The 18,754-nt window shown below is 57.7% G+C and carries 23 protein-coding genes and 1 tRNA gene; 10 read left to right on the top strand and 14 right to left on the bottom strand.

Annotated features, from left to right (window positions below; all coding sequences use genetic code 11):
• The 3 genes from ASD00_RS38570 to ASD00_RS09635 form a co-directional block, all read left to right on the top strand.
• Positions 1–395 (top strand): transposase (locus ASD00_RS38570; RefSeq protein WP_082523505.1); only part of this gene is annotated, 395 nt, incomplete at its 5' end.
• Positions 376–729 (top strand): IS66 family insertion sequence element accessory protein TnpB, encoded by a 354-nt coding sequence (tnpB, locus tag ASD00_RS09630; protein WP_057206274.1) that lies wholly within the window; start codon positions 376–378, stop codon positions 727–729. The genes ASD00_RS38570 and tnpB, both read left to right, overlap by 20 nt.
• A 53-nt stretch (positions 730–782) precedes the next feature.
• Complete coding sequence (locus ASD00_RS09635; protein WP_057206276.1) at positions 783–2,375, top strand: IS66 family transposase; 1,593 nt, start codon at positions 783–785, stop codon at positions 2,373–2,375.
• Positions 2,376–3,127: 752 nt separating this feature from the next.
• On the opposite strand, the gene ASD00_RS09640 is transcribed toward ASD00_RS09635, so the two are convergent.
• Positions 3,128–3,361: a hypothetical protein gene (locus ASD00_RS09640; RefSeq protein WP_057206277.1), complete on the bottom strand. Its 234-nt coding sequence runs from the start codon at positions 3,359–3,361 to the stop codon at positions 3,128–3,130.
• Between the two features lie 60 nt (positions 3,362–3,421).
• Between ASD00_RS09640 and ASD00_RS09645 the strand changes: the two genes are divergently transcribed.
• The 3 genes from ASD00_RS09645 (at position 3,422) to ASD00_RS39880 (ending at position 4,030) form a co-directional block, all read left to right on the top strand.
• Positions 3,422–3,502: transfer RNA gene (locus ASD00_RS09645), tRNA-Met, on the top strand.
• A gap of 97 nt (positions 3,503–3,599) precedes the next feature.
• A complete protein-coding gene (locus ASD00_RS09650; protein ID WP_225906394.1) occupies positions 3,600–3,764 on the top strand; it encodes a hypothetical protein in 165 nt (54 codons plus the stop codon).
• Between the two features lie 62 nt (positions 3,765–3,826).
• Positions 3,827–4,030 carry a hypothetical protein gene (locus ASD00_RS39880; protein ID WP_057206281.1) on the top strand — a complete coding sequence of 68 codons (204 nt, stop codon included), beginning with the start codon at positions 3,827–3,829 and terminating at the stop codon, positions 4,028–4,030.
• A 255-nt stretch (positions 4,031–4,285) separates the two neighbouring features.
• On the opposite strand, the gene ASD00_RS40890 is transcribed toward ASD00_RS39880, so the two are convergent.
• From ASD00_RS40890 to ASD00_RS09710, 13 genes are all read right to left on the bottom strand, one after another.
• Positions 4,286–4,447 carry a Thivi_2564 family membrane protein gene (locus tag ASD00_RS40890; protein ID WP_107027934.1) on the bottom strand — a complete coding sequence of 54 codons (162 nt, stop codon included), beginning with the start codon at positions 4,445–4,447 and terminating at the stop codon, positions 4,286–4,288.
• A 439-nt stretch (positions 4,448–4,886) separates the two neighbouring features.
• The gene (locus tag ASD00_RS38580) at positions 4,887–5,519 is read right to left on the bottom strand and encodes a hypothetical protein (protein WP_244496032.1); all 633 of its coding nucleotides are present in this window, start codon (positions 5,517–5,519) and stop codon (positions 4,887–4,889) included.
• 500 nt (positions 5,520–6,019) lie between these two features.
• Positions 6,020–6,256: a hypothetical protein gene (locus tag ASD00_RS09670; RefSeq protein ID WP_200951448.1), complete on the bottom strand. Its 237-nt coding sequence runs from the start codon at positions 6,254–6,256 to the stop codon at positions 6,020–6,022.
• A 128-nt stretch (positions 6,257–6,384) separates the two neighbouring features.
• Entirely contained in the window at positions 6,385–6,699 is a 315-nt protein-coding gene (locus tag ASD00_RS09675; RefSeq protein ID WP_057206286.1) for a hypothetical protein, read from the bottom strand.
• A 3-nt stretch (positions 6,700–6,702) separates the two neighbouring features.
• Complete coding sequence (locus ASD00_RS39890) at positions 6,703–6,963, bottom strand: hypothetical protein (RefSeq protein WP_146160916.1); 261 nt, start codon at positions 6,961–6,963, stop codon at positions 6,703–6,705.
• Positions 6,964–7,676: 713 nt separating this feature from the next.
• Entirely contained in the window at positions 7,677–8,420 is a 744-nt protein-coding gene (locus tag ASD00_RS09680) for an SOS response-associated peptidase (RefSeq protein WP_057206431.1), read from the bottom strand.
• A gap of 12 nt (positions 8,421–8,432) precedes the next feature.
• Positions 8,433–8,756, bottom strand: a complete 324-nt coding sequence (locus tag ASD00_RS09685) for a hypothetical protein (protein ID WP_063963246.1) — start codon at positions 8,754–8,756, stop codon at positions 8,433–8,435.
• 5 nt (positions 8,757–8,761) lie between these two features.
• Positions 8,762–9,010 carry a hypothetical protein gene (locus ASD00_RS09690; RefSeq protein ID WP_057206290.1) on the bottom strand — a complete coding sequence of 83 codons (249 nt, stop codon included), beginning with the start codon at positions 9,008–9,010 and terminating at the stop codon, positions 8,762–8,764.
• Between the two features lie 99 nt (positions 9,011–9,109).
• The gene (locus ASD00_RS40900) at positions 9,110–9,262 is read right to left on the bottom strand and encodes a hypothetical protein (protein ID WP_164474987.1); all 153 of its coding nucleotides are present in this window, start codon (positions 9,260–9,262) and stop codon (positions 9,110–9,112) included.
• A 577-nt stretch (positions 9,263–9,839) separates the two neighbouring features.
• A complete protein-coding gene (locus tag ASD00_RS09695; RefSeq protein WP_057206292.1) occupies positions 9,840–10,904 on the bottom strand; it encodes an ABC transporter substrate-binding protein in 1,065 nt (354 codons plus the stop codon).
• 50 nt (positions 10,905–10,954) lie between these two features.
• Positions 10,955–11,722: an ABC transporter permease gene (locus tag ASD00_RS09700; RefSeq protein WP_057206433.1), complete on the bottom strand. Its 768-nt coding sequence runs from the start codon at positions 11,720–11,722 to the stop codon at positions 10,955–10,957.
• Between the two features lie 85 nt (positions 11,723–11,807).
• Positions 11,808–12,677, bottom strand: a complete 870-nt coding sequence (locus tag ASD00_RS09705) for an ABC transporter permease (protein WP_225906398.1) — start codon at positions 12,675–12,677, stop codon at positions 11,808–11,810.
• Between the two features lie 26 nt (positions 12,678–12,703).
• Complete coding sequence (locus tag ASD00_RS09710) at positions 12,704–13,819, bottom strand: ABC transporter ATP-binding protein (RefSeq protein ID WP_057206296.1); 1,116 nt, start codon at positions 13,817–13,819, stop codon at positions 12,704–12,706.
• 286 nt (positions 13,820–14,105) lie between these two features.
• Between ASD00_RS09710 and ASD00_RS09720 the strand changes: the two genes are divergently transcribed.
• The 4 genes from ASD00_RS09720 to fabG all read left to right on the top strand — a co-directional run bounded on the left by ASD00_RS09720 (position 14,106) and on the right by fabG (position 18,744).
• The gene (locus ASD00_RS09720; protein WP_057206299.1) at positions 14,106–14,804 is read left to right on the top strand and encodes a GntR family transcriptional regulator; all 699 of its coding nucleotides are present in this window, start codon (positions 14,106–14,108) and stop codon (positions 14,802–14,804) included.
• 102 nt (positions 14,805–14,906) lie between these two features.
• Positions 14,907–16,265 (top strand): aspartate aminotransferase family protein, encoded by a 1,359-nt coding sequence (locus ASD00_RS09725; protein ID WP_057206301.1) that lies wholly within the window; start codon positions 14,907–14,909, stop codon positions 16,263–16,265.
• Positions 16,262–17,971: an acetolactate synthase catalytic subunit gene (locus tag ASD00_RS09730; RefSeq protein WP_057206303.1), complete on the top strand. Its 1,710-nt coding sequence runs from the start codon at positions 16,262–16,264 to the stop codon at positions 17,969–17,971. The genes ASD00_RS09725 and ASD00_RS09730 overlap by 4 nt, the downstream gene beginning before the upstream one ends.
• Positions 17,968–18,744 (top strand): 3-oxoacyl-ACP reductase FabG, encoded by a 777-nt coding sequence (gene fabG, locus ASD00_RS09735; RefSeq protein ID WP_057206305.1) that lies wholly within the window; start codon positions 17,968–17,970, stop codon positions 18,742–18,744. Before ASD00_RS09730 ends, fabG begins: the two co-directional genes overlap by 4 nt.
• Positions 18,745–18,754: the final 10 nt, after the last annotated feature.

Consider the following 18,754-nt stretch of genomic DNA (forward strand, 5'->3'; position numbering starts at 1 on the left):
CGGCATCGAAACCGGCATCGAAAGACCGACTTATCGCGGCCTGCCTTGAACCTGGCGCATCAGTATCGAAACTTGCGCTCCAACATGGGGTCAACGCGAACCTCGTTTGGAAATGGATAAAGAAACATACCCAGGCCCGTCCATTCCCGCCGTCTTCGACATCGGCGTTTATTCCGGTTCAGATCACCGCGGCCAACAGCAAGTTTGCGTTGGAGATGCCTGCCACGGATGGTGAAGAGCAGCGGTCTGCCCCTGAGAGGATGGGCCCGCTATCCTTTCCAGCCAAGGTGAGCGCGTCACTGCCGAACGGTGTGAGCGTGACGGTGGAATGCAATGATGTGGACGCGTTAGCGGCAATAATCGGAGCGTTGGGTCATGTTCAGGCTAGGCGCTGACCTCAAGGTCTACCTGCATCGTGAACCGATTGACTTTCGGGCTGGCATCAACAGCCTTGCGGTCCTGGTTCAGGAGACGATGGAACTCGATCCATTTGCTCCTGCAGTTTTTGCGTTCTGCAACCGCCGTCGCGACCGGATGAAGCTCCTGTTCTTCGACCGATCGGGCTTTGTGCTGGTCCTGAAGCGGCTGACCGAGGACAAGTTCCGATGGCCGCGCCGTGAGGTGCCGGTCGTCACGCTGACGACCGAGCAGCTCCACTGGGTTCTTGACGGCATTGATATCGATGCGATGGTCCGTCATCCGGTGCGGCAATACACGGTGGCTGGCTAACGGCCGCGAGTTGAGCGGTTGACGCGGCGGGGCGGTTCAGATTCAAAACTACGATGAATCGAACCGGCGAACCTGATGTTGCAGAGTTGAAGGCGCAGTTGGCGGCACATGCTGCCGAAATCGCCGCGCTGAAAGCCGAGAAGGAAGCGCTCTCGCAGCGCGTCGTCAAACTCGAGGAAGAGCTGGCGCTTGCACGACTGCATCGTTTTGCGCCGAAGAGCGAAAAGCACGTTGATCGCATCTTCAATGAAGCCGAACAGGTTGCCGATGAGGATGACGCCGACGGCGAGGATGGCGATGTCGTCGACCTGCCGGACACAGGGTTACCGGCGGTCGAAGGCACGACAGGAAAGAAGCGCGGCCGCAGACCGCTGCCGGAAAACCTGCCGCGCGAGCGCGTCGAGTATGACCTTCCCGACGATCAGAAGGTGTGCCCTTGCTGCGCCGGCCGGATGCATCGCATGGGCGAGACCGTTACCGAGCAACTTCATATCGAGGTGAAGGCGAAGGTCCTGCAGAATGTGCGGTTCAAATATGCATGCCGTCACTGCGACCGCACCGGGATCAACACGCCTGTCGTGATCGCACCGATGCCGACGCAGCCCCTGCCGGGCAGCATCGCCACGGCCTCGACGCTGGCCTTCGCACTCGTTCACAAATACGTCGACGGCACACCGCTCTACCGTCTGGCGCAGACCTTCGAGCGCGCCGGCGTTCCTGTCAGTCGAGGCGCTCTGGGTCACTGGGTGATCGGCTCGAGCGAAAAGCATCTGCATCGCATCTATGACGCGCTGAAACTGCGGCTCAGGTCGCAACCCCTCATCCATGGCGACGAGACGACCGTTCAGGTCCTGAAGGAAAAGGACAAAGAGGCCACCAGCACATCGTATATGTGGGCCTATCGGAGCGGTGAGGAGAGTGACGAGCCGATCGTGCTTCTCGATTATCAGCCGGGCCGCGGACAGGTTCACCCCCAGACCTTCCTCGGCGATTACCGCGGCATATTGATGAGCGATGGCTACACCGCCTGGCGCACGCTGGATGGCGCGACACATATCGGATGCATGGCCCATTCGAGGCGGCGCTTCGTCGATGCCCTCAAAGCCAGAAAGAAAGGTGGCGGTCCGCCCGAGCAGGCTCTCCGGTTCTTCGAACAACTCTATCGGGTTGAAAGGCAAGCGCGAGACAAGAAGCATGATGCCGGCGAAACGAAGGCCGACAGCGTTCGCCGATTCCGACAGCAACACAGCATACCCGTCCTGACCGCTCTCAAGGTATGGCTCGACGAAATCGCGCCGAAGGTCTTACCGGACACCAAGCTGGGCGATGCTGTGTCCTACACCCTGAACCAGTGGGATTATCTGACGCGCTACACAGACGATGGCAGGATGCCGATCGACAACAACCTCTTGGAGCGCGACATCAGAGTTTTTGCAACCGGCAGAAAGAGTTGGCTGTTCAGCGATACCACCGACGGAGCCAAGGCCAGCGCCGTCATCTACAGCCTCGTACTGACCTGCCGCGCCTGCGGCGTCGAGCCATTAACGTGGTTGCGCTACGTCCTTACCGAATTGCCTCAACGTGCGGGCGATGCTGATATCGACGACCTGTTGCCCTTCAACTTCGCAAAAACTGCCACCGCCTGACCAGATGCCGTTCCCAACGCCAAGGCGATCCGTCTAATCGTCCGCGTCAATGTGCGGGGAAAATCGCGCTTACAAATATCTCGAAGTGTCTGCGCGAACTATCAGATTTTCGAGGCATAGCCTCAACAGTTACGACAAGCGCTAAGGAGCGGACACCCGATGATTGCCGCCTATGGAATATGGCGGCTCGACTGTTTCCAGTTCAGCGGGTGATTGGTGGTGTCGGGGCTGTCTCTGATCCGAAATCCTCTTTGAACGCCATGAGGCTAAGTACGATCCCAACGAGGATGCACAGCAGCACGATGAAGATGAGGCCGGATTTGTTCATCACTCATTTCAGGCTCAGAATGTGAGAAATTCGTGGCAGAACGCGACCACCCACTGACCGCAGTCTCTTCGGTTGGGTGATCGCCTTCATTTGCGTCACTGAGTTTGGGTATCAGACTGAATTGTCTGCGACGACCCTGTGAACATTGGCGTAGCAGGTCTAAATGCCCAGACCAGCAGGATGCTCATCGAGACGACGAACAGAGAGAAAACAAGACGATTTGACATGGCGCTTTCCTCCATAGTTGGAGCGCTGTGAATGCAGGTTCAGCATTCGTCGCCGTGTCAGGTCGAGTATTTCTGGCAAGGAGACGCGCAAGCGCCTTAATCGAGGCGTCGCGGTCCGTGCGGTACGGGCGGGTTTGAAGTGTCCTGTCGCCGCATGGCAACGTGGGAAGTGTACCACGTTCTTGCTTGCGGGCGCGTCAAATAATCAACTGCACGATGTGCGAAAAGGGCGTCATCGCCCATCTGCCGTTAACATCCTTCGCAGTTCTGTAAATGATGAAGTCCCGACCGATGGTGAACTTCCCGTGCATAGTGATCTCGTTACCAGTTGAGAGCACGGCGCGAAGTTCGTTTGCATGACGGTTAGCAATTTCGTCACCGATCAAATCGGCCAAGACCTGGTCTAAAATCATCGGTTTTGAATCAGTCATTGGAAACCCCGAACTGTTGTGCAGATTTGCACTCTAACCGTTCAACCAGCGATTTCCATACGTCGGCGTAGAGCAGCCCGGTAGCTCGCCAGCCTCATAAGCTGGAGTGTGTCGCAGGTTCGAACCCTGTCGCCGCAACCAGATCCGTGCCCGGCGGTATCCAGTATAACGAAGGAGAAGGCCGACGACGGCACGAGTACGCGCAAAATTCATGTGTAGCGGCAAGGAAGGCACAACTGTGTTCCTTCACTCCGTCTATTCCGAAGACATCCAGTCCGAGGACGGGCGCTTTACGAAGGCGACCCCTTGGGGTGAGCATCGGATGAACGTCGACAATCCAGACGCTGCAAACCAGTACGAGCCGGGCAAGTCTTATTACCTCAACTTCACGCCCGCCGAGTAATCCCCCAGCGGAAAGGAACCAGCATGCGCCTGCACTTCGCACACTATTAGGGATTCCACCGCTTGTTGGTGATCGCCGACATCTTCGCGGCGGTCGCGGCGATTGTCGCATCCTTCGCACTCGCCGTCGTCCGGTACGGCGCCAGCGTCACCAGGAACTCGCTTCAGGGCCTCGGCATCGCCGCGTGTTGGCTTGGTTCGGTGGTGTGCCCGACTTCAGCAGTGGAACTTCCCGGCTGGCGCCTCGGTATCGCTCGCTCACCTTGAGCACGACAAGACGGTTCTGAACTGGCAGGGCTCGCAGATACCACTGACCTGCTTCGACGAGCTAACGCATTTCAGCGCCAAGCAGTTGCCGATGCGATCTGTCGAATACGCCACGTCGTCGTCGACAGACATCGAGGAGGGTGCTCGCACTCGCAAGACCTGTTGCGCACGATCGAGGGGCTGCTCTGGCCGTTCCTCGTACCGGTTTGGCCGGGCGCGTTGGTTGTGTAGCTCGAGTCCTTGCCTGGATGCCGATCAGATGACGCCCAGAGAGTTGAGCAGCGAAACCACGCCGATGATCAGAATGACGATCTGAGCCATCTGCTTCATCGTCGAATCAATCGGAAGCTTCTGGACGAGATAGAGCACTACGGCGACGAAAAGGACTGTGAAGAGGATGCTGATAGCGGCGGTCATGAGCCCAGATCCTTGAGAAAAGAGCCTCTCTGCAATGAAGGCATAAATATGCCCAAGCTCTCAAAAAGGAAGAACTAAATATGGAGAACCCACTAGCCGAGGCGGTCGCTCAATGTCGTCGCTCGGGATGACAGCGTTCGCGACAAGGATGGGAGACCAGACGCGGACGGAACGAGGCCCACGAGACAGAGAACCCCGAAGCCGCCGTGCCGGACTACGGTGCCTTCATTTGGGAATGGTTCTGGAAACTCCGGCAGTCGCAGCCGCCGGGGCTCTCTGGGCCAGTACCGGTTTCGAACCTTGAGTTCATGGCTTGGTGCCAAACCACGGGAAATATGGTCTCTCGCGAGGAGCTGGCGATCCTCAAGGCGATGGACGCAAAGCTCTGCGCTGAGATCGAGAGGGAGACTGAGGCCATCAGAGCAAGAGAGACTGCAAACTAACTGGCGGACGGCCCCGCCTTGTTATTCCTGGGTTTCTCTTTCAGTTCGGCGACGCGCATGCGGATATTTTCCAACAACTCACGCGCTTCCTTCTGGACAATCAACGCCTTCTCAATTGCCTCGTCGGAGCCATAGATGGCGATAGAACCCACAACACGGTCAACGTGTCGAAGCTGGGTTTCGGCTTTGCGTTCAATTTTCCGGAGTTCGGTGACGTTGGCCGCCGCGTCAGCGGAAGCCGCCAATGCGGCGATGATTTCCGGTTCATTGGAAACAAACTCCTCGCGCTGCTCCTCTTCTTTTTGGCGGCGCTTTTCACGCCGCTGCTCAGGTAACGATTGGTGTAGCGAGGGTAGACGGTTAATGTGCCGTAGAGCTTCAGTCTTCGCTATGTCGACAGTCTCATACGGTTCGGAAAAATACGGTTCGCGTCGATCGTTCGGGTCACCGATGGTGAATTTCCATCCACCRTCGGGTTTCCCTTCTCGGAGGCGCCCCACTCCTGCAGAATAGGCTGCGGTTTTTTGTGAGCTATAGAAGGTCTCGACTTCTGAAATAGATAAACAGCAGCACCTGCTGCGACCAATAAGACCAACCAGAAAATGCCAGCCTCCATTCGTGTGCGTCACCTTCCATCAAAGTGAAACATGCGCGTTGACTAATGTCGAGTTTCTAATATCCGCCTGGGCGAGAATAGGCGCTTCGCCTACCGCACTTGTTCCCCGCGGCATCGTATTGCCAGCTATACTGGCAGTTGCCCCTATAGTAGGGCGTGTATCCGCCTCCACCACAGTCGTTGTTCGCACAGACCGCCACAGCGGTCCCAACAATCGCCACCGCGACGAGTGCTGCGGCCGCCTGATTTTGTTGCTGAACCATTTGGTTGCACTCGATGGGGCTAATGCCACGTCGCACTAGTTCATAGGTGAGATCTTGTGAAAAATTCAGGTCGGTGTTGGTGATGAAGGTTCGACAGAGAGCCGCTTTGCTCACGCGCGCTGGATCCTTGCGAAAGTCTGCTTGTGTGGTCGTACAACTCGCCAACGCGAGCGCCATCGCAGCGGCCGCAGCGAGCCGCTTCGTAATGTGGATATGCAAGATTTTTCCCCCAGTTCCTTAGGGGATCATGTCACAACTTGTCGAAGAGTCGAGTCGCCCACTTAAACTCTTCTTTGGTGCCGTCTTCGTAGACGACGCCCCGCACACAGGCGTATGCGGTGACTTCATCGTGTTTCAACTTTAACAGCCGTTCGAAAGTCGTCGGCCACTTCCTGATCGTTGTCGCGGATCCACCGCCCGCAATTTCTACGTCTCTATCGAAGGTGTCTGCGGCGACGTGTCCGCCGAGGACAAAGAAGGTCGGCATTGCACGCTGCGAACGACAGCAGCACCGTATCGCGCAAACCTTCATTCGGCGCGCGCGCTATCCCAATCATAGCCCATCTGCCCGCTCCAACGGTTTCATGCCGCTGCGGTGATGATCGGCCATGCCATTTAACAAAGAGGAAAAGCACCATGGACAAGAACGTGTCCGCCGGCGCGGCTGTGCTGACGTGCGGCCATTCTTGTTGTGACAATGCGAAGTAACCGATCCACATCCTTTTCGATCTCGTCGCAGATTGCCTCATATTCGTTCAGGAGCGTGCTATCGGCGCCGGATGATCGGCGTAGTCGATCACGGAACATCGCCGCTTTCGCATATGCTCGGCACAGTTCTCGCAAAGCAGGGCTTCGGACCTCCGACAATTGCTGCCGGCGCTCTGGTAATTTGATCTTCAATCGAGAGCGGCCGATTTTCTCAAGGTCCATATGCTATTTCCAGATCTGCCTTACGTTAGATGTTCGCAGCAGTCGATCGACATCTCTTTCGATTTCAGCGAGGACGGCGTTCAAACCGTCGAGATCGACGTGGTCATGACGGAGCGCAACGATCAAGTCATCTCGGGCCATGGCGGCGAGTGCGTATTCTTCACATAACGCACGAAAGGCCGGGCTCCGTTGCGCTTCGATCATCGCTCGCAGCACTGGGAGCCGCATTTTCAATCGGGATCTGCCGATCCTTTCAAGGTCCATAACGGTCTCTCCTGACCTGGCCTTGCCGCCTATCAACTATCGCATGTTTCCCTGAAAATAAAAGAGGTTAGCACCATGACACGACGCATCAACGCGGCGGGCCTTGCGCTCGTCAAGCAGTGGGAAGGCCTGAAGACGAAAGCCTTCGAGACGTAGGCGGGATCTGGACCACTGGCTACGGCCATACAAGCGCGCCCGGCGCGCCTGCGATGACGCCGAACATGGTGATCACCGAGGCAAAGTCCGAAGAGATCCTGCGCGCCGATCTGCCCAAGTTAGAGGAGCGAACCGACGCTAAGCTCGAACATCTTGGTGTTGGCATTCATCGAGCGCGAAATGCACTTGCGGAGGGCGATCACGGTCTCACGGCGGATCTTCTGCGAGATTTCGGGGTAGGGTGCCCCGGGCCAGGTGATCCCAGAGCGCTGCGTTGCTTGGGGCTGGGGCGTCGCTCTGGGATCATTAGCGCCAATGGTGCGGTTGGCGCTCAACCAGCAATGGCAGGACCATTTAGATTCGGCAATGCAACTAGGACCTTTGTCTGCATGGATCGGACTTAAGTCCTAGGTTGTGCTGTCCGCCGCTGCATGCAGGATCCTACATCGCCCGATGCGAGTTGGCTGGTCGCGGCAGCTCCTTGTTGGCCTCCGTCCCTCCTGTCGGCTGTGGTGGGTTTATGGTTTCCAGACCTTCATAGTGGACAAGGAAAGGTGTCAACCTGCATTGGCAAGCGCTTGCATGTCTGCCACCTGTACGATCTTCAGCTTGTCGTCGGGTAGGGCGCGCTGCAGTGCGCGCGCTTCTTCCCACGGAGCCGCAAGCCATGTCGCGACCTCGTTCTTCGTCGTCAGAAGCACCGGCATCGCCTTTTGATGGATTGGCGCAACGACACCATTCGGTTCCGTCGTCAGGAATGCGTACAGGTCCAGCGTGACGAGCCCTTCCTTGATCTTGCGAACGCTGGTCCAATCCTTTACCCAGATGCCGGCGAAGAACATCAATGGGTCGTCGGCAGTGCTTGCGAACCACGCGTTTGGTGTGCGGCCGCCCTCGACCTTGCTTGCTGGATCCGGTTCGGCAAAGCGGGTTACGGGGACGACGCAGCGGTTTTCCACTCCCAGCCAACGCTTCCAGTGCTTACTGGATGTGTTGCGAACATTGGTGGTCCCGCCATCGGGCTCCATCTTCACCAGTTCCTCGAAGTCGACCTCTTTCCCTTTGGCGCGGAGCTTGTCGGCGCGCTTCTTCGCGCCCTCGAAAAGCGCCTGGCTTGAGGACGGCATACCCCAGCGCACCATCGCCAGTTCGCGGCGATCCTGGTTGTTGCGAATGATCGGCGCGAAGCGATCGGGGTAGATGTCAACGGACGGCTCGAGGTTGCCGACCAGGTCATGCGTGACCGATACGAAATCGCGGATCGCCTGCTGGTTCGTGGTCAAATTGTAGAGATTGCACATCGTCATTGCCCCTCAGAAAAAGTCGTCTTTCCATACTGGCTTGCGAACCGTCTTGATCCTGACCAGCTTCCGGATGCGGAGCTTCCCAGTGTCGGCTCCCCGTGGCAACTCGAAAACTGCCCGTAAATAATCCTTGTGATTGCATTTCTCGCAGCGAAAGTGCGGAGCGATCTCGTCAATCGGCACATCACCGCAAAGCTGCAGGAGATCGCGACAGCGGTAGCGATGCGTGATGCGGCAATACATGCAGTCGATCCTGACGATCTGGCCGGTCTCCTCGGCCTTTGTCAGGGTATGCATGCGCTGCCGACGGGTTAAGCCATTCTGTTCCGGCATGGTCGTCAGCCTGAAGCGCTTGCGCTTTCTATAACTGCGGCGGCCGGATCGCGGCTCGGGCGCCACCCGCGCGTAAAGCCCAAGCTCATCGAAATTTCGGCCAGTGCGAGCTGTTCGCGCAAATGCCTGCAGTCGGCCAATAGGGTCCGGATGGTGGCCTCGGCATCGCCATTGTGCCATGCGAGGGCCGCGGCGAGTTCGTCAGGCGTCTGATCGACATCGTCGGTCTGGGTGGTTTGCTGAGCGGCGGACATGGTTTCTCCTTGTCCGGGGGGCCTTCCCGGAGCGTTCGTCTTGTAGGTTTTAGGTTGGCGGCCGCATCGCCGGTGAAATTAGAACTTCTTGGCCGGTGGCTATTCAATCCGGTGTTCGAAGTAATACCGATTGGGCGCTACACTGCCGTGGACATAGCCGAATGCGCGCCACTTCGTGCAGCCGGAATGCTCGCAAAGGTGCTCGACCAGGCCGCTTTCTACTCTCTTTGTGGCGCCGATTTCGTCACTCATGCTGCCTGCTTTCCCGCTGTGATGTTCCTAATATGTTCTCGCGATCGCAAGAGTCAATGTCCCTACTTGGGGCGGTTGCTTTTTGATCGATCGCTAATATATTATACAACTCTAACTTTAGGAATTTGATGGCACGGGGGAGACATGCGCCATCAGCATGGCAGAGTTCCACAGCGACGGAGATCACTGCTACGAGATGCGCCGGCCCTGCTTGTCCTTGTAGGCGCCGCAGGCATCGCAGGCGTGACGTCGATCGAGGAGTGGATTTCAGACCCCTCGAAGCTGCTTCGATGCTCGATCCCGGTTGCACTATCAAAGGCAATGTCAGCATCAATACCGGCGAGCGGATCTACCACGTGCCAGGTCAGGCGCTTTATTCAGAGACCGTGATCAATTCGCATTACGGAGAACGGTGGTTCTGCAGTGAGGCCGAAGCGCGGGCCGCTGGATGGCGAAAAGCACGGCCTTAGCCCTGAGGTGTCACCAAGCGTTGAGAGATCAACGACACGCCGAACGGACGGCTCAGATCTGCTTGAGAGACCCGAGCTGTCTGTTTCATGTCTGCGGCTTTGCGCTGCTAGCGAAGCCACTCGTTCCAGCGTTGCAGCAGTTGCGCCGCATTGGCGTTGATCCACTCTGAATCGGGGACAACCATATAATCCCTTACCTCGTCTGCATGCGGCATCGTCTTGCGCACGTCTTCCGACATCAAGGCGATCGCCTCGGTGCTTGGCGGCGTACACGACAGCAATTGGCACGCCTTTGCCTGCGCCTCCGGCGAATTCAGCCAAAAAGCCATCAGCTTCAGCGCGTTCTCACGGTTGCCAGCACCCCTGACAAGCGCAATTCGGTCTCCAACCAAAAACGATGCCTTGTAGGACCAGGCGATCGGCAACCCTTCGTTCTGCATCGCCTTTGCGCGCGTCAGCCATATCTGTCCAACTGAATAGTCGCCATTGCGAAACCCTTGCACACTCTGGTCGCCGGTCTTCCACCACACCGAAACTGCGGGCCGGATCTCGTCGAGTTTTCTTAACGCGCGCTCGACGTCAAGCGGAAACAGCTCCTCACGGCTGACACCATCGGCAAGCAATGCCGCTGCCATCACACGCCATGGATCATCGAAGTTCGGAAAAGCACGCTCACCCGGAAACGTCTTGCTGTCCCACATATCGGCCCAGGTCTGCGGCGTCGGATTTCCTTCGCCAGTTCGATAGGCGAGCAATGTGGCTGTCGATTGCAAAAGCGCACCGCCGGCCGCACAGGCGTTGGCACCGAGATCCCTCCGTCCGGCGAACTGTTTGCAGAAATCCGTCAGGTCTTCGGTGACCGCCTTGTGTGCCTTGGATGCCGCCTGGATTTCACCATCGAGATAGAGATCCCAGGTGACATTTCCAGTTTTCACCATTGCCGCGACCTTGGCGCGCATTTCCGCGTTTGTCGCAACGACAGTTACGACCCTTATCCCGGTCGACTTCGTGAAGGGATCGAACCAGGCCTCCTTCAGCGCGCGGTCGTAGGCACCGCCCGTCGAAGCGATGACCACCTGCTCTGCTGCAAGCGATACGGAGGACCAGGTTAGCAGAGGCAAGACGCAGGCAATCCGGTGTATTCTAGTCCAACGCAGCGGAATCGAAATCATGGCTGTTTTCCTTTGTAGGATTAGCAGGGAAATGGAAAGCGTCGCTGTGATCAGTTTCGCTTTTGGGCATTGGCCAAATGAATGGCGCCCATCAACATGAGGGAAATGGCCACCAGCACTGTCGAGACCGCGGCGATGACCGGCGTGAGGTTGAAGTCGATATCTTCGAACATCTTTCGTCCGATCGACTTGCCGCCAATATCCGAGATGAAGAACGCGACCGTCGCTTCATCGAACGAAGCCAGAAAAGCGAACACAGCCCCTGCCGCCACACCCGGTGCAATATTGGGCAAGACCACAAGGACGAAGGCCTGAAGCCTGTTGGCCCCGCAGTTCAATGCTGCCAGTTCCAGCGCGGGGTCGAAACGTTGCAGCGCCGCCGTCACCGTGATCATCACGTAAGGTGTGGCAAGCACGGTATGGGCGATGAGAAAGCCGAAGAAGTTGCCCGTAAGCTGCAGCGGCGAGAACACCAGATATAGTGCGACCCCAAGGACAATGTGCGGCACGATCATCGGCCCAAGCGCAAGAGCCTGAAGCGCCGATCTGAAGGGGAGGCGCCCTCTCACGATCGCCAGCGCGGCCATCGTGCCAGTAATCGTGGCCGTCGCAGTCGTAGCAAGCGCGATCTTGAGGCTGAACCAGGTTGCCGCCATCCAGTCCGGGTCACTGAAATAGGCACGGTACCATTTGAGGCTCAACCCGCTCGGAGGAAACTCAATATAGTCCTTTTCGCTGAGTGACATGGGGATGACGATGAGCGTTGGCAGCAGCAAGAAGAAAAGGACGCAACCGATCACGACAGCCAGAGTGATCATGCCGACGGTCTTGGCAAAGACGTGGAAGGCTGACGCGGCGTAATGGTCGCGAACCAGGGACAGACGATTTGGCGAACGTGCGAGATCAATGGACACTGTGCAATCCCTTGCTGAGCGAGAGCGTCTTTCGAAACAGGAAGACGAAGATGAGCGTCACGGTTAAAAGCACCGACGAAAGCGCTGCGGCGAACGGCCAGTCGAGCAGAACAGTCGTCTGCTGTCCGATCAACGTTGCCATCAGCATAGATCCCGGGCCGCCGACCAACGCCGGCGTGATGTAAAAGCCCAGGGCAAGGACAAAGCACAGGACGCTGCCCGCAAAGACACCCGGCAGGCTAAGCGGCAAGGTGACACTGATGAATGCGCGAAACGCTCCAGCACCAAGATTGCGCGCTGCCCTGACATAGTCGGGCGGCAAGGTCCGCAATGTCGAATAGATTGGCAGGATCATGAACGGCATCAACACATGCGTCATTGCCACAATGACCGCGCCCTGCGTGTAGATCAGCTTCAGCGGTCCGTCGGTGATACCGACATCCGCCAAAAGTGTATTCACGATGCCATTGCGCTGGAGAAGAACCACCCACGCGTAGGACCTGACCAGAACCGATGTCCACAAGGGTATGAAGACGCAGGCCGCAACCACCATGGCAACGCCATGTCGCAACCGCGCCATCAGATAGGCGACGGGAAAGCCGAGAAGCAGGCTTGCAATCGTCACAACGAATGCAACCTTCACCGTGCTCGCCAACACGCCGAGATAGAGCGGCTCGGCAACAAGCCGCCGATAGTGATCAAGGCTTCCGCCCTCAAAACTCAGCGCAACCAGCCGGGTGACGGGATAGACGAACCCGAGGACCAGTGCGGCGACAAGTGGCGTCACCAAGCAGACCGAAACGCTACGCGAATAAAACCGTGCGGATGCCTCAGTCGATCGTGGCTGGCGTGCGGCCATGGCCTGCGAAACTTCGGAAAGGCCGCTCATGCCGCATGCCTTTCCGTTTCTGGAAACAAGTGAATGGCTCCATCATCGAGCAGAAGGTCAACCTGATCTCGCTCGTGAAATGGCAATCCTCCATCGGCCGGCAGCTGTATCTGCAACACAACGTCCGGGCGGCTTTCCAGCCGTACCATGACAATATGGACAGAGCCCACAAAGACACAGGTCTCCACGACAGCCGCAAGGCAGCCCGCACCACCTTCACCACACCTGGCAACCCGAACCCGCTCCGGGCGTATCGCAAGCTTTACTGTTTGCCCGGCCGATGGGCCGACATTTCGCGGACCTTGTGAACGAATGGAAAGAACAGTGTCGTCGGAAAGACGCACCACGGCCGTGCCACCTGCGTTCTCGAGGCAACTGCCTTCGATGAAGTTCATGCGACCGATAAAATCGGCAACAAATGCGGAATTCGGATGCCGATAGAGTTCTGTGGGAGGACCGAATTGCATCAACTCGCCGCCGGCCATAACCGCAACGCGGTCTGACATGGTCAGGGCCTCGTCCTGATCATGCGTCACATAGACAACCGTAGCGCCCAGCCGCTCTTGCAGGCGCTTGATTTCGAACTGCATCGCCTCTCGCAGCTTCTTGTCCAGCGCACCCAATGGTTCATCCATCAACAGAACAGGCGGCTCGAATGCCAGCGCTCGGGCTAATGCAACGCGCTGCTGTTGGCCGCCGGACAATTGTTGGGGGTAGCGCTCCCCATAACTTGAGAGCTGCACGAGTTCGAGCATCTCCTCGACCCGTGTGGCAATCCGCGTCTTGTTCGATCGGCCCCGCATCCGCAACGGAAATGCGATGTTTTGATGCACCGTCAGATGCGGAAAAAGAGCGTACTTTTGAAACACCATGCCGATGCCACGCCGGTTGGGAGCAACATGCGTTACATCTCGTCCTCCAATGACGATCTTGCCGGCGCTCGGTCCCTCAAATCCCGCGATCATGTTCAGCGCGGTTGTCTTGCCGGAACCGGAAGGACCGACAAGCGAAACAAACTCACCGGCACTGATTTCAAGCGACAGGCTCGTGACGGCCCTAACACTGCCAAAGTGCTTTTCGAGCCCAACAAGCGATAAATATTGACCAATCAATTCTGACTTTCCTTTCAACTGTTCCGGTGACGCTCTGTGGCGTCTAACCTCTCAAGGGCCCGTTTGACGGCGGCCCCGTACCAACAATCCCATCGGGCGACCCGCAGGCGCAGCCAGGGCAAATCAACGGCGATGTAAAAATCCGCGCCAACCTGGCAGGCGGCACCCGTGACGATAATCAAGAAAGCTGCTAGGACTCGTTGATGCGACAAAAGCTTTGCAGAACTTTCATATTTCATTTTTGTTGCATCAAAAATTTGCATTGTCAACTGAGTGAGAGGTTTGAATGGCGGTCCCTGTGAGCGAGTTGGCCAATATTGATCGTGCGGCGGAGAACCTTGGCGATGCGGCGTATCGCCAGATGAAGGAGCGGATTATCCGTGGCGTCTACCGTCCGGGGCATAAGTTGACGGTGAGGGCGGTTGCCCAGGACTTGGATGTCAGTACTACTCCTGCGCGTGACGCCATCAATCGGCTCGCAAGCGAAGCGGCGCTCGTCTATGCCGGCCCAAAGACGGTCGTCGTGCCTGTCCTTGATGCAAAAGCCCTGCAGGAGATCACGCTTATTCGGTTGGCGCTCGAGGGATTGGCTGCGCAGCAGGCCGCCGAACATGTTGTCCCGCAGGACGTGCAGGCCCTTAGGTCTTTGCAAAAACAAATTAATTCAGCACTTGACGCTGAGCGGTACGCAGATGCCCTGTGGCACAACAAGGAGTTCCATTTCGCGATCTTCCGGCTGGCAAAATTGCCGCACCTTGTTTCGATGATCGAAACCCTTTGGTTACGGATCGGCCCCTCCCTGCACGATCTCTACCCGGAATTTGCAAAGGAGCGGTTTGGTGTTCACAACCATGAGGTTGCGATGGAGGCGCTCGAGGAGCGCGATGGTGCAGCCGTCCGGGCTGCAATGGAGAATGATATTCGCGACGGCTATCGGCGTCTGAGGCGAGCCTGTCGCGAAAGGGCGATTGGCTCCGCGCAATAGAGAATTTGTTGCATGGACTTGACTGTTGGGTTTTTTGTTGCAACAAAAGTGTAAAGCTCGTACAAACGACGAGCCGAATTTGTTGCTCAGAAAGCCCAAGCCATGTCAGTTCAAGGAATTCATGCCGCGCAGGCCTCGCCTGCACGGACTAAATCGACACGTCTATTCCGTCGCGCAGTGCCGGTTTTCCCCGGTGGTGTGACCCGCGCCACGGTGGAGAAAGATCCTATCCCGTTTTACGTCGCGTACGGGGAGGGCGCCTATCTGGTTGACGTCGATGGCAATCGTCTCCTCGACCTCAACAATAACTTTACGACCCTTATTCATGGACACGGCTTCGAGCCGGTCCGTCAGGCTGCAAGCGATCTTATGCGGACGGGAACGTGCTTTGCCAACCCGACGCAACACGAGATCGGGCTTGCCGAGTTGCTTGTTGATCGTATCCCGGCCATCGAACAAGTGCGCTTCGTCAACAGCGGCACCGAAGCGGTGATGTTCGCAATCAAAGCCGCCCGCGCATTCACGGGCCGACCTGGAATTGTCAGGGTCGAAGGTGCCTATCACGGCGCTTATGATTGGGCCGAGGCCGGGCAGGCGGTGGCCTCAAACCCAGACGATCGGGCAGCAATCTCACGGGCAATACCTGCCTACCATGGCACTCCTGCAAGTGTCGCCGATGACGTCCATCTCATTCGCTTCAACGACGTGGACGGACTTGAGCAACGCCTACACGCCTTGCGTGACCGTGTCGCCTGCCTGTTGATCGATCCGATGCCCAGCCGCGCCGGTCTTCTTCATCCCAATGCCACCTTCATCGAGGCACTGAGTTCGGCTGCACGCAAGCATGGCATCCTCATCATCGCCGATGAGGTTCTCAATCTCAGGCAGGGCTACGCAGGAGCCTCGCCGCGCTACGGGCTCACCCCCGATCTCGTCACGGCCGGCAAAATCATCGGTGGTGGGTTCCCGATCGGCGCGATCGGTGGACGTGAAGAGATCATGCGGGTTTTCGGTACACAGGTGAACAAGCCTCTGCTGCTGCAGGGCGGCACATTTTCCGCCAATCCCGTCTCCATGGTCGCCGGTCGCGTCGCCATGGAAGCAATGACACATGATAGCTTCAATCACCTGGAGGCGCTTGGAGAACGGCTGCGTGACGGCCTTCGAAGCAGCATCAGCCGCATTGACGCGCCATTCTCTGTCACCGGCGCAGCTTCGCTGTTTCGAATACACCCCAAAACCAATGCACCAACCGAGTTTCGAGAAGCTTTGCTGAGCGATGCGGAAGGCCTCGTGATGAGGGGACTTGCACGGCATTTCCTTCAACGCGGCATCCTCCTTCCCCATGGCGCCGCAGCCAGCCTTTCGACACCAATGACCAACAGCGACATCGACCTCATCCTCGCTGCCTTCGATGATTTCCTGAGTGTTCACGCCGCCAACGAGAGGGCGCAATCATGACCAATGCCGCAACTGAAACTGTCGCCGAGCGCATTGCCCACATCCTTTGCCGCCACCAGGTGGAAGTCATCTTCGCCCAGAGCCTTCCCTCGGCAGTTATTCTCGCAGCGGAGGCGGCTGGCATCAAACAGATCGCCTATAGGCAAGAAAACATGGGCGGGGCGATGGCCGACGGATATGCCCGCATATCAGGCAAAGTCGCTGTGGTTGCCGCCCAGAACGGTCCTGCCGCGACACTTCTTGTCCCGCCTCTTGCGGAAGCCTTAAAGGCGAGTGTTCCGATCGTTGCGCTCGTTCAGGATGTCGAACGCGACCAAACAGACAGAAACGCATTCCAGGATTTCGACCAGATCGCGCTCTTTCAATCCTGCGCCAAATGGGTCCGGCGCGTTCAAGTCCCAGACCGGATTGACGACTATATCGACGCCGCCTTTACCGCAGCTGCATCCGGCCGCCCGGGGCCAGCAGTCTTGCTCCTACCTGCCGATCTGTTGCGCGCGCCGGCTCAGCCGGCCACCCTTCCGAGATCAAAATGCCTCGGCCGATGGCCACTTGATCGCACGCGTCCCTCTGAAGAAGCCCTCGATGAGGTGGCACGGCGAATTGCATCGGCGAAGGCGCCTATCATCGTTGCAGGTGGCGGCGTGCATGGCTCAGGCGCCGCAGAAGAGCTGACAGCTTTGCAGCATGAAGCAAGCCTGCCGGTGATAACCACCAATATGGGCAAGGGGGTGGTCGATGAGTTTCATCCATTGTCTGCCGGTGTCCTTGGATCATTGACCGGCCCACGCTCGCTCGGACGTCACTCGCTGCCTTTGATTGAAGAAGCTGATCTTGTCCTTCTGGTCGGTACGCGAACCAATCAAAATGGAACGGACAACTGGCGCCAAATTCCAACCTCTGCGACAATCGTACATATCGACGTCGATCCGGCAGAGATCGGACGGAATTATGAGGCAATCCGCCTCGTTGGCGACGCCGCGGAAACACTTTCGGCCCTTCGGGAAGCACTTGGTCGCGTCGACCTTACGCGTCGCAATAATGATCGTGCGCGATTGGAGGAGCGCATCAAAGGCTTCTGGACCGCGTTCGAAAGTGATCGTTTAGACGTTGCAACCGCGACTTCCGGGCCCATCCGTCCGGAAAGAGTGATGGCCGAGCTTCAGTCCCTACTGACCGCTGACATGATGGTCGTCGCCGATGCCTCCTATTCCTCGATGTGGGTTGTCGGGCAGTTGCGTGCACCAGGCGTCATGCGGTTTATCACGCCTCGCGGTCTCGCAGGACTTGGTTGGGGTGTGCCGCTCGCGATCGGGGCTAAGGCTGCCCGTCCACAAAGCCCTGTCGTTGCTCTCGTTGGCGATGGCGGCTTCGCCCATAGTTGGGCGGAGCTCGAAACCATGGTGCGCATGCAACTTCCCGTTCTCATCATCGTTTTGAACAACGGCATCCTTGGTTTCCAAAGGGATGCGGAGACCGTGAAATTCGGCAGATACACGACGGCATGCCATTTCGCCGACGTCGACCATGTGCAGATCGCCAAGGCTTGCGGCTGCCCCGCGGTCCGCGTTGAAGATCCTTGTGATCTGGCCGATCTGCTCAAAAGCAGCATCAATGCTGAGGGACCAATGTTGATTGAGGTCATGACAGACCCGGAAGCACATCCTCCTCTTTCTCTCTTTGCCAATATGGATGCGGCAGCATGACAAATCGCCAAACGGAAAGGATCGCCGTGGTGACCGGCGGCACGACAGGTATTGGGCTGGCAACAGCCCAATACCTTCTCGCACGCGGCCACCGGGTTGCGATCTTCGGTCAAAACGAAGGGCATGTGCGAAACGCCAAGGACGATCTTACCCGTGAATTTGGTGCTGAGCGCCTGTTCGCGCGCACCGTTGATCTCGTGCAACCACCTCAGATCACCGCATTCTTTCGTGAGCTCGAGCAAAGCTGGGGAAGTGCTGGTGTTCTCGTTTGCAATGCCGGGGTCTCGCCGAAGGGTGTCGACGGTCCGTCCCCCTTCGATGAGGTCGACCTTAAAGAGTGGAACTCAGTTCTTTCGGTCAATCTAACCGGTGCAATGTTGTGCTGCCAGGCGGTGTTGCCAGGCATGGTCCGGCATGGATTCGGACGCATCGTATTCGTTGGTTCGATCGCCGGGCGAACGCTTCCCCGCATCGCCGGTAGCGCTTACGTAACCTCTAAGGCAGCAATGGCTGGTCTCGCGCGTTCGCTTGTCTGGCCTTATGGCGCCCACGGCGTCACAGCCAACGTCGTTGCTCCGGGCAGAATTGCGACCGCCATGGCCGGTGCTATCAGCGCCCCAACCAATCAGGCGGCTATTGCGCGCATTCCCGCTGGCCGAATGGGCGTCCCGAACGAAGTTGCCGCTGCCATAGGCTTTCTCGCCGGCGATGAAGCCGCCTTCGTCAACGGGGCAATCTTGGATGTCAATGGCGGCGAGTACGCGCCAGCGTGAGGCTGAAGTT

Origin of the sequence: Ensifer sp. Root31, from assembly GCF_001424825.1 — a bacterium.
GTDB lineage: Bacteria > Pseudomonadota > Alphaproteobacteria > Rhizobiales > Rhizobiaceae > Ensifer > Ensifer canadensis.

Bases quoted from the DNA above. Each gene is read 5' to 3' on its own strand.
- ASD00_RS09705 (WP_225906398.1), bottom strand. From the start codon at position 12,677: ATGGCCGCACGCCAGCCACGATCGACTGAGGCATCCGCACGGTTTTAT.
- ASD00_RS09635 (WP_057206276.1), top strand. From the start codon at position 783: ATGAATCGAACCGGCGAACCTGATGTTGCAGAGTTGAAGGCGCAGTTG.
- fabG (WP_057206305.1), top strand. From the start codon at position 17,968: ATGACAAATCGCCAAACGGAAAGGATCGCCGTGGTGACCGGCGGCACG.
- ASD00_RS09730 (WP_057206303.1), top strand. From the start codon at position 16,262: ATGACCAATGCCGCAACTGAAACTGTCGCCGAGCGCATTGCCCACATC.
- ASD00_RS39890 (WP_146160916.1), bottom strand. From the start codon at position 6,963: ATGGACCTTGAAAGGATCGGCAGATCCCGATTGAAAATGCGGCTCCCA.
- ASD00_RS09640 (WP_057206277.1), bottom strand. From the start codon at position 3,361: ATGACTGATTCAAAACCGATGATTTTAGACCAGGTCTTGGCCGATTTG.
- ASD00_RS40900 (WP_164474987.1), bottom strand. From the start codon at position 9,262: ATGAGTGACGAAATCGGCGCCACAAAGAGAGTAGAAAGCGGCCTGGTC.
- ASD00_RS09720 (WP_057206299.1), top strand. From the start codon at position 14,106: ATGGCGGTCCCTGTGAGCGAGTTGGCCAATATTGATCGTGCGGCGGAG.
- ASD00_RS09670 (WP_200951448.1), bottom strand. From the start codon at position 6,256: ATGCCGACCTTCTTTGTCCTCGGCGGACACGTCGCCGCAGACACCTTC.
- tnpB (WP_057206274.1), top strand. From the start codon at position 376: ATGTTCAGGCTAGGCGCTGACCTCAAGGTCTACCTGCATCGTGAACCG.
- ASD00_RS09725 (WP_057206301.1), top strand. From the start codon at position 14,907: ATGTCAGTTCAAGGAATTCATGCCGCGCAGGCCTCGCCTGCACGGACT.
- ASD00_RS09700 (WP_057206433.1), bottom strand. From the start codon at position 11,722: ATGATCACTCTGGCTGTCGTGATCGGTTGCGTCCTTTTCTTCTTGCTG.
- ASD00_RS09695 (WP_057206292.1), bottom strand. From the start codon at position 10,904: ATGATTTCGATTCCGCTGCGTTGGACTAGAATACACCGGATTGCCTGC.
- ASD00_RS40890 (WP_107027934.1), bottom strand. From the start codon at position 4,447: ATGACCGCCGCTATCAGCATCCTCTTCACAGTCCTTTTCGTCGCCGTA.
- ASD00_RS09675 (WP_057206286.1), bottom strand. From the start codon at position 6,699: ATGGACCTTGAGAAAATCGGCCGCTCTCGATTGAAGATCAAATTACCA.
- ASD00_RS09680 (WP_057206431.1), bottom strand. From the start codon at position 8,420: ATGTGCAATCTCTACAATTTGACCACGAACCAGCAGGCGATCCGCGAT.
- ASD00_RS09690 (WP_057206290.1), bottom strand. From the start codon at position 9,010: ATGTCCGCCGCTCAGCAAACCACCCAGACCGACGATGTCGATCAGACG.
- ASD00_RS09685 (WP_063963246.1), bottom strand. From the start codon at position 8,756: ATGCCGGAACAGAATGGCTTAACCCGTCGGCAGCGCATGCATACCCTG.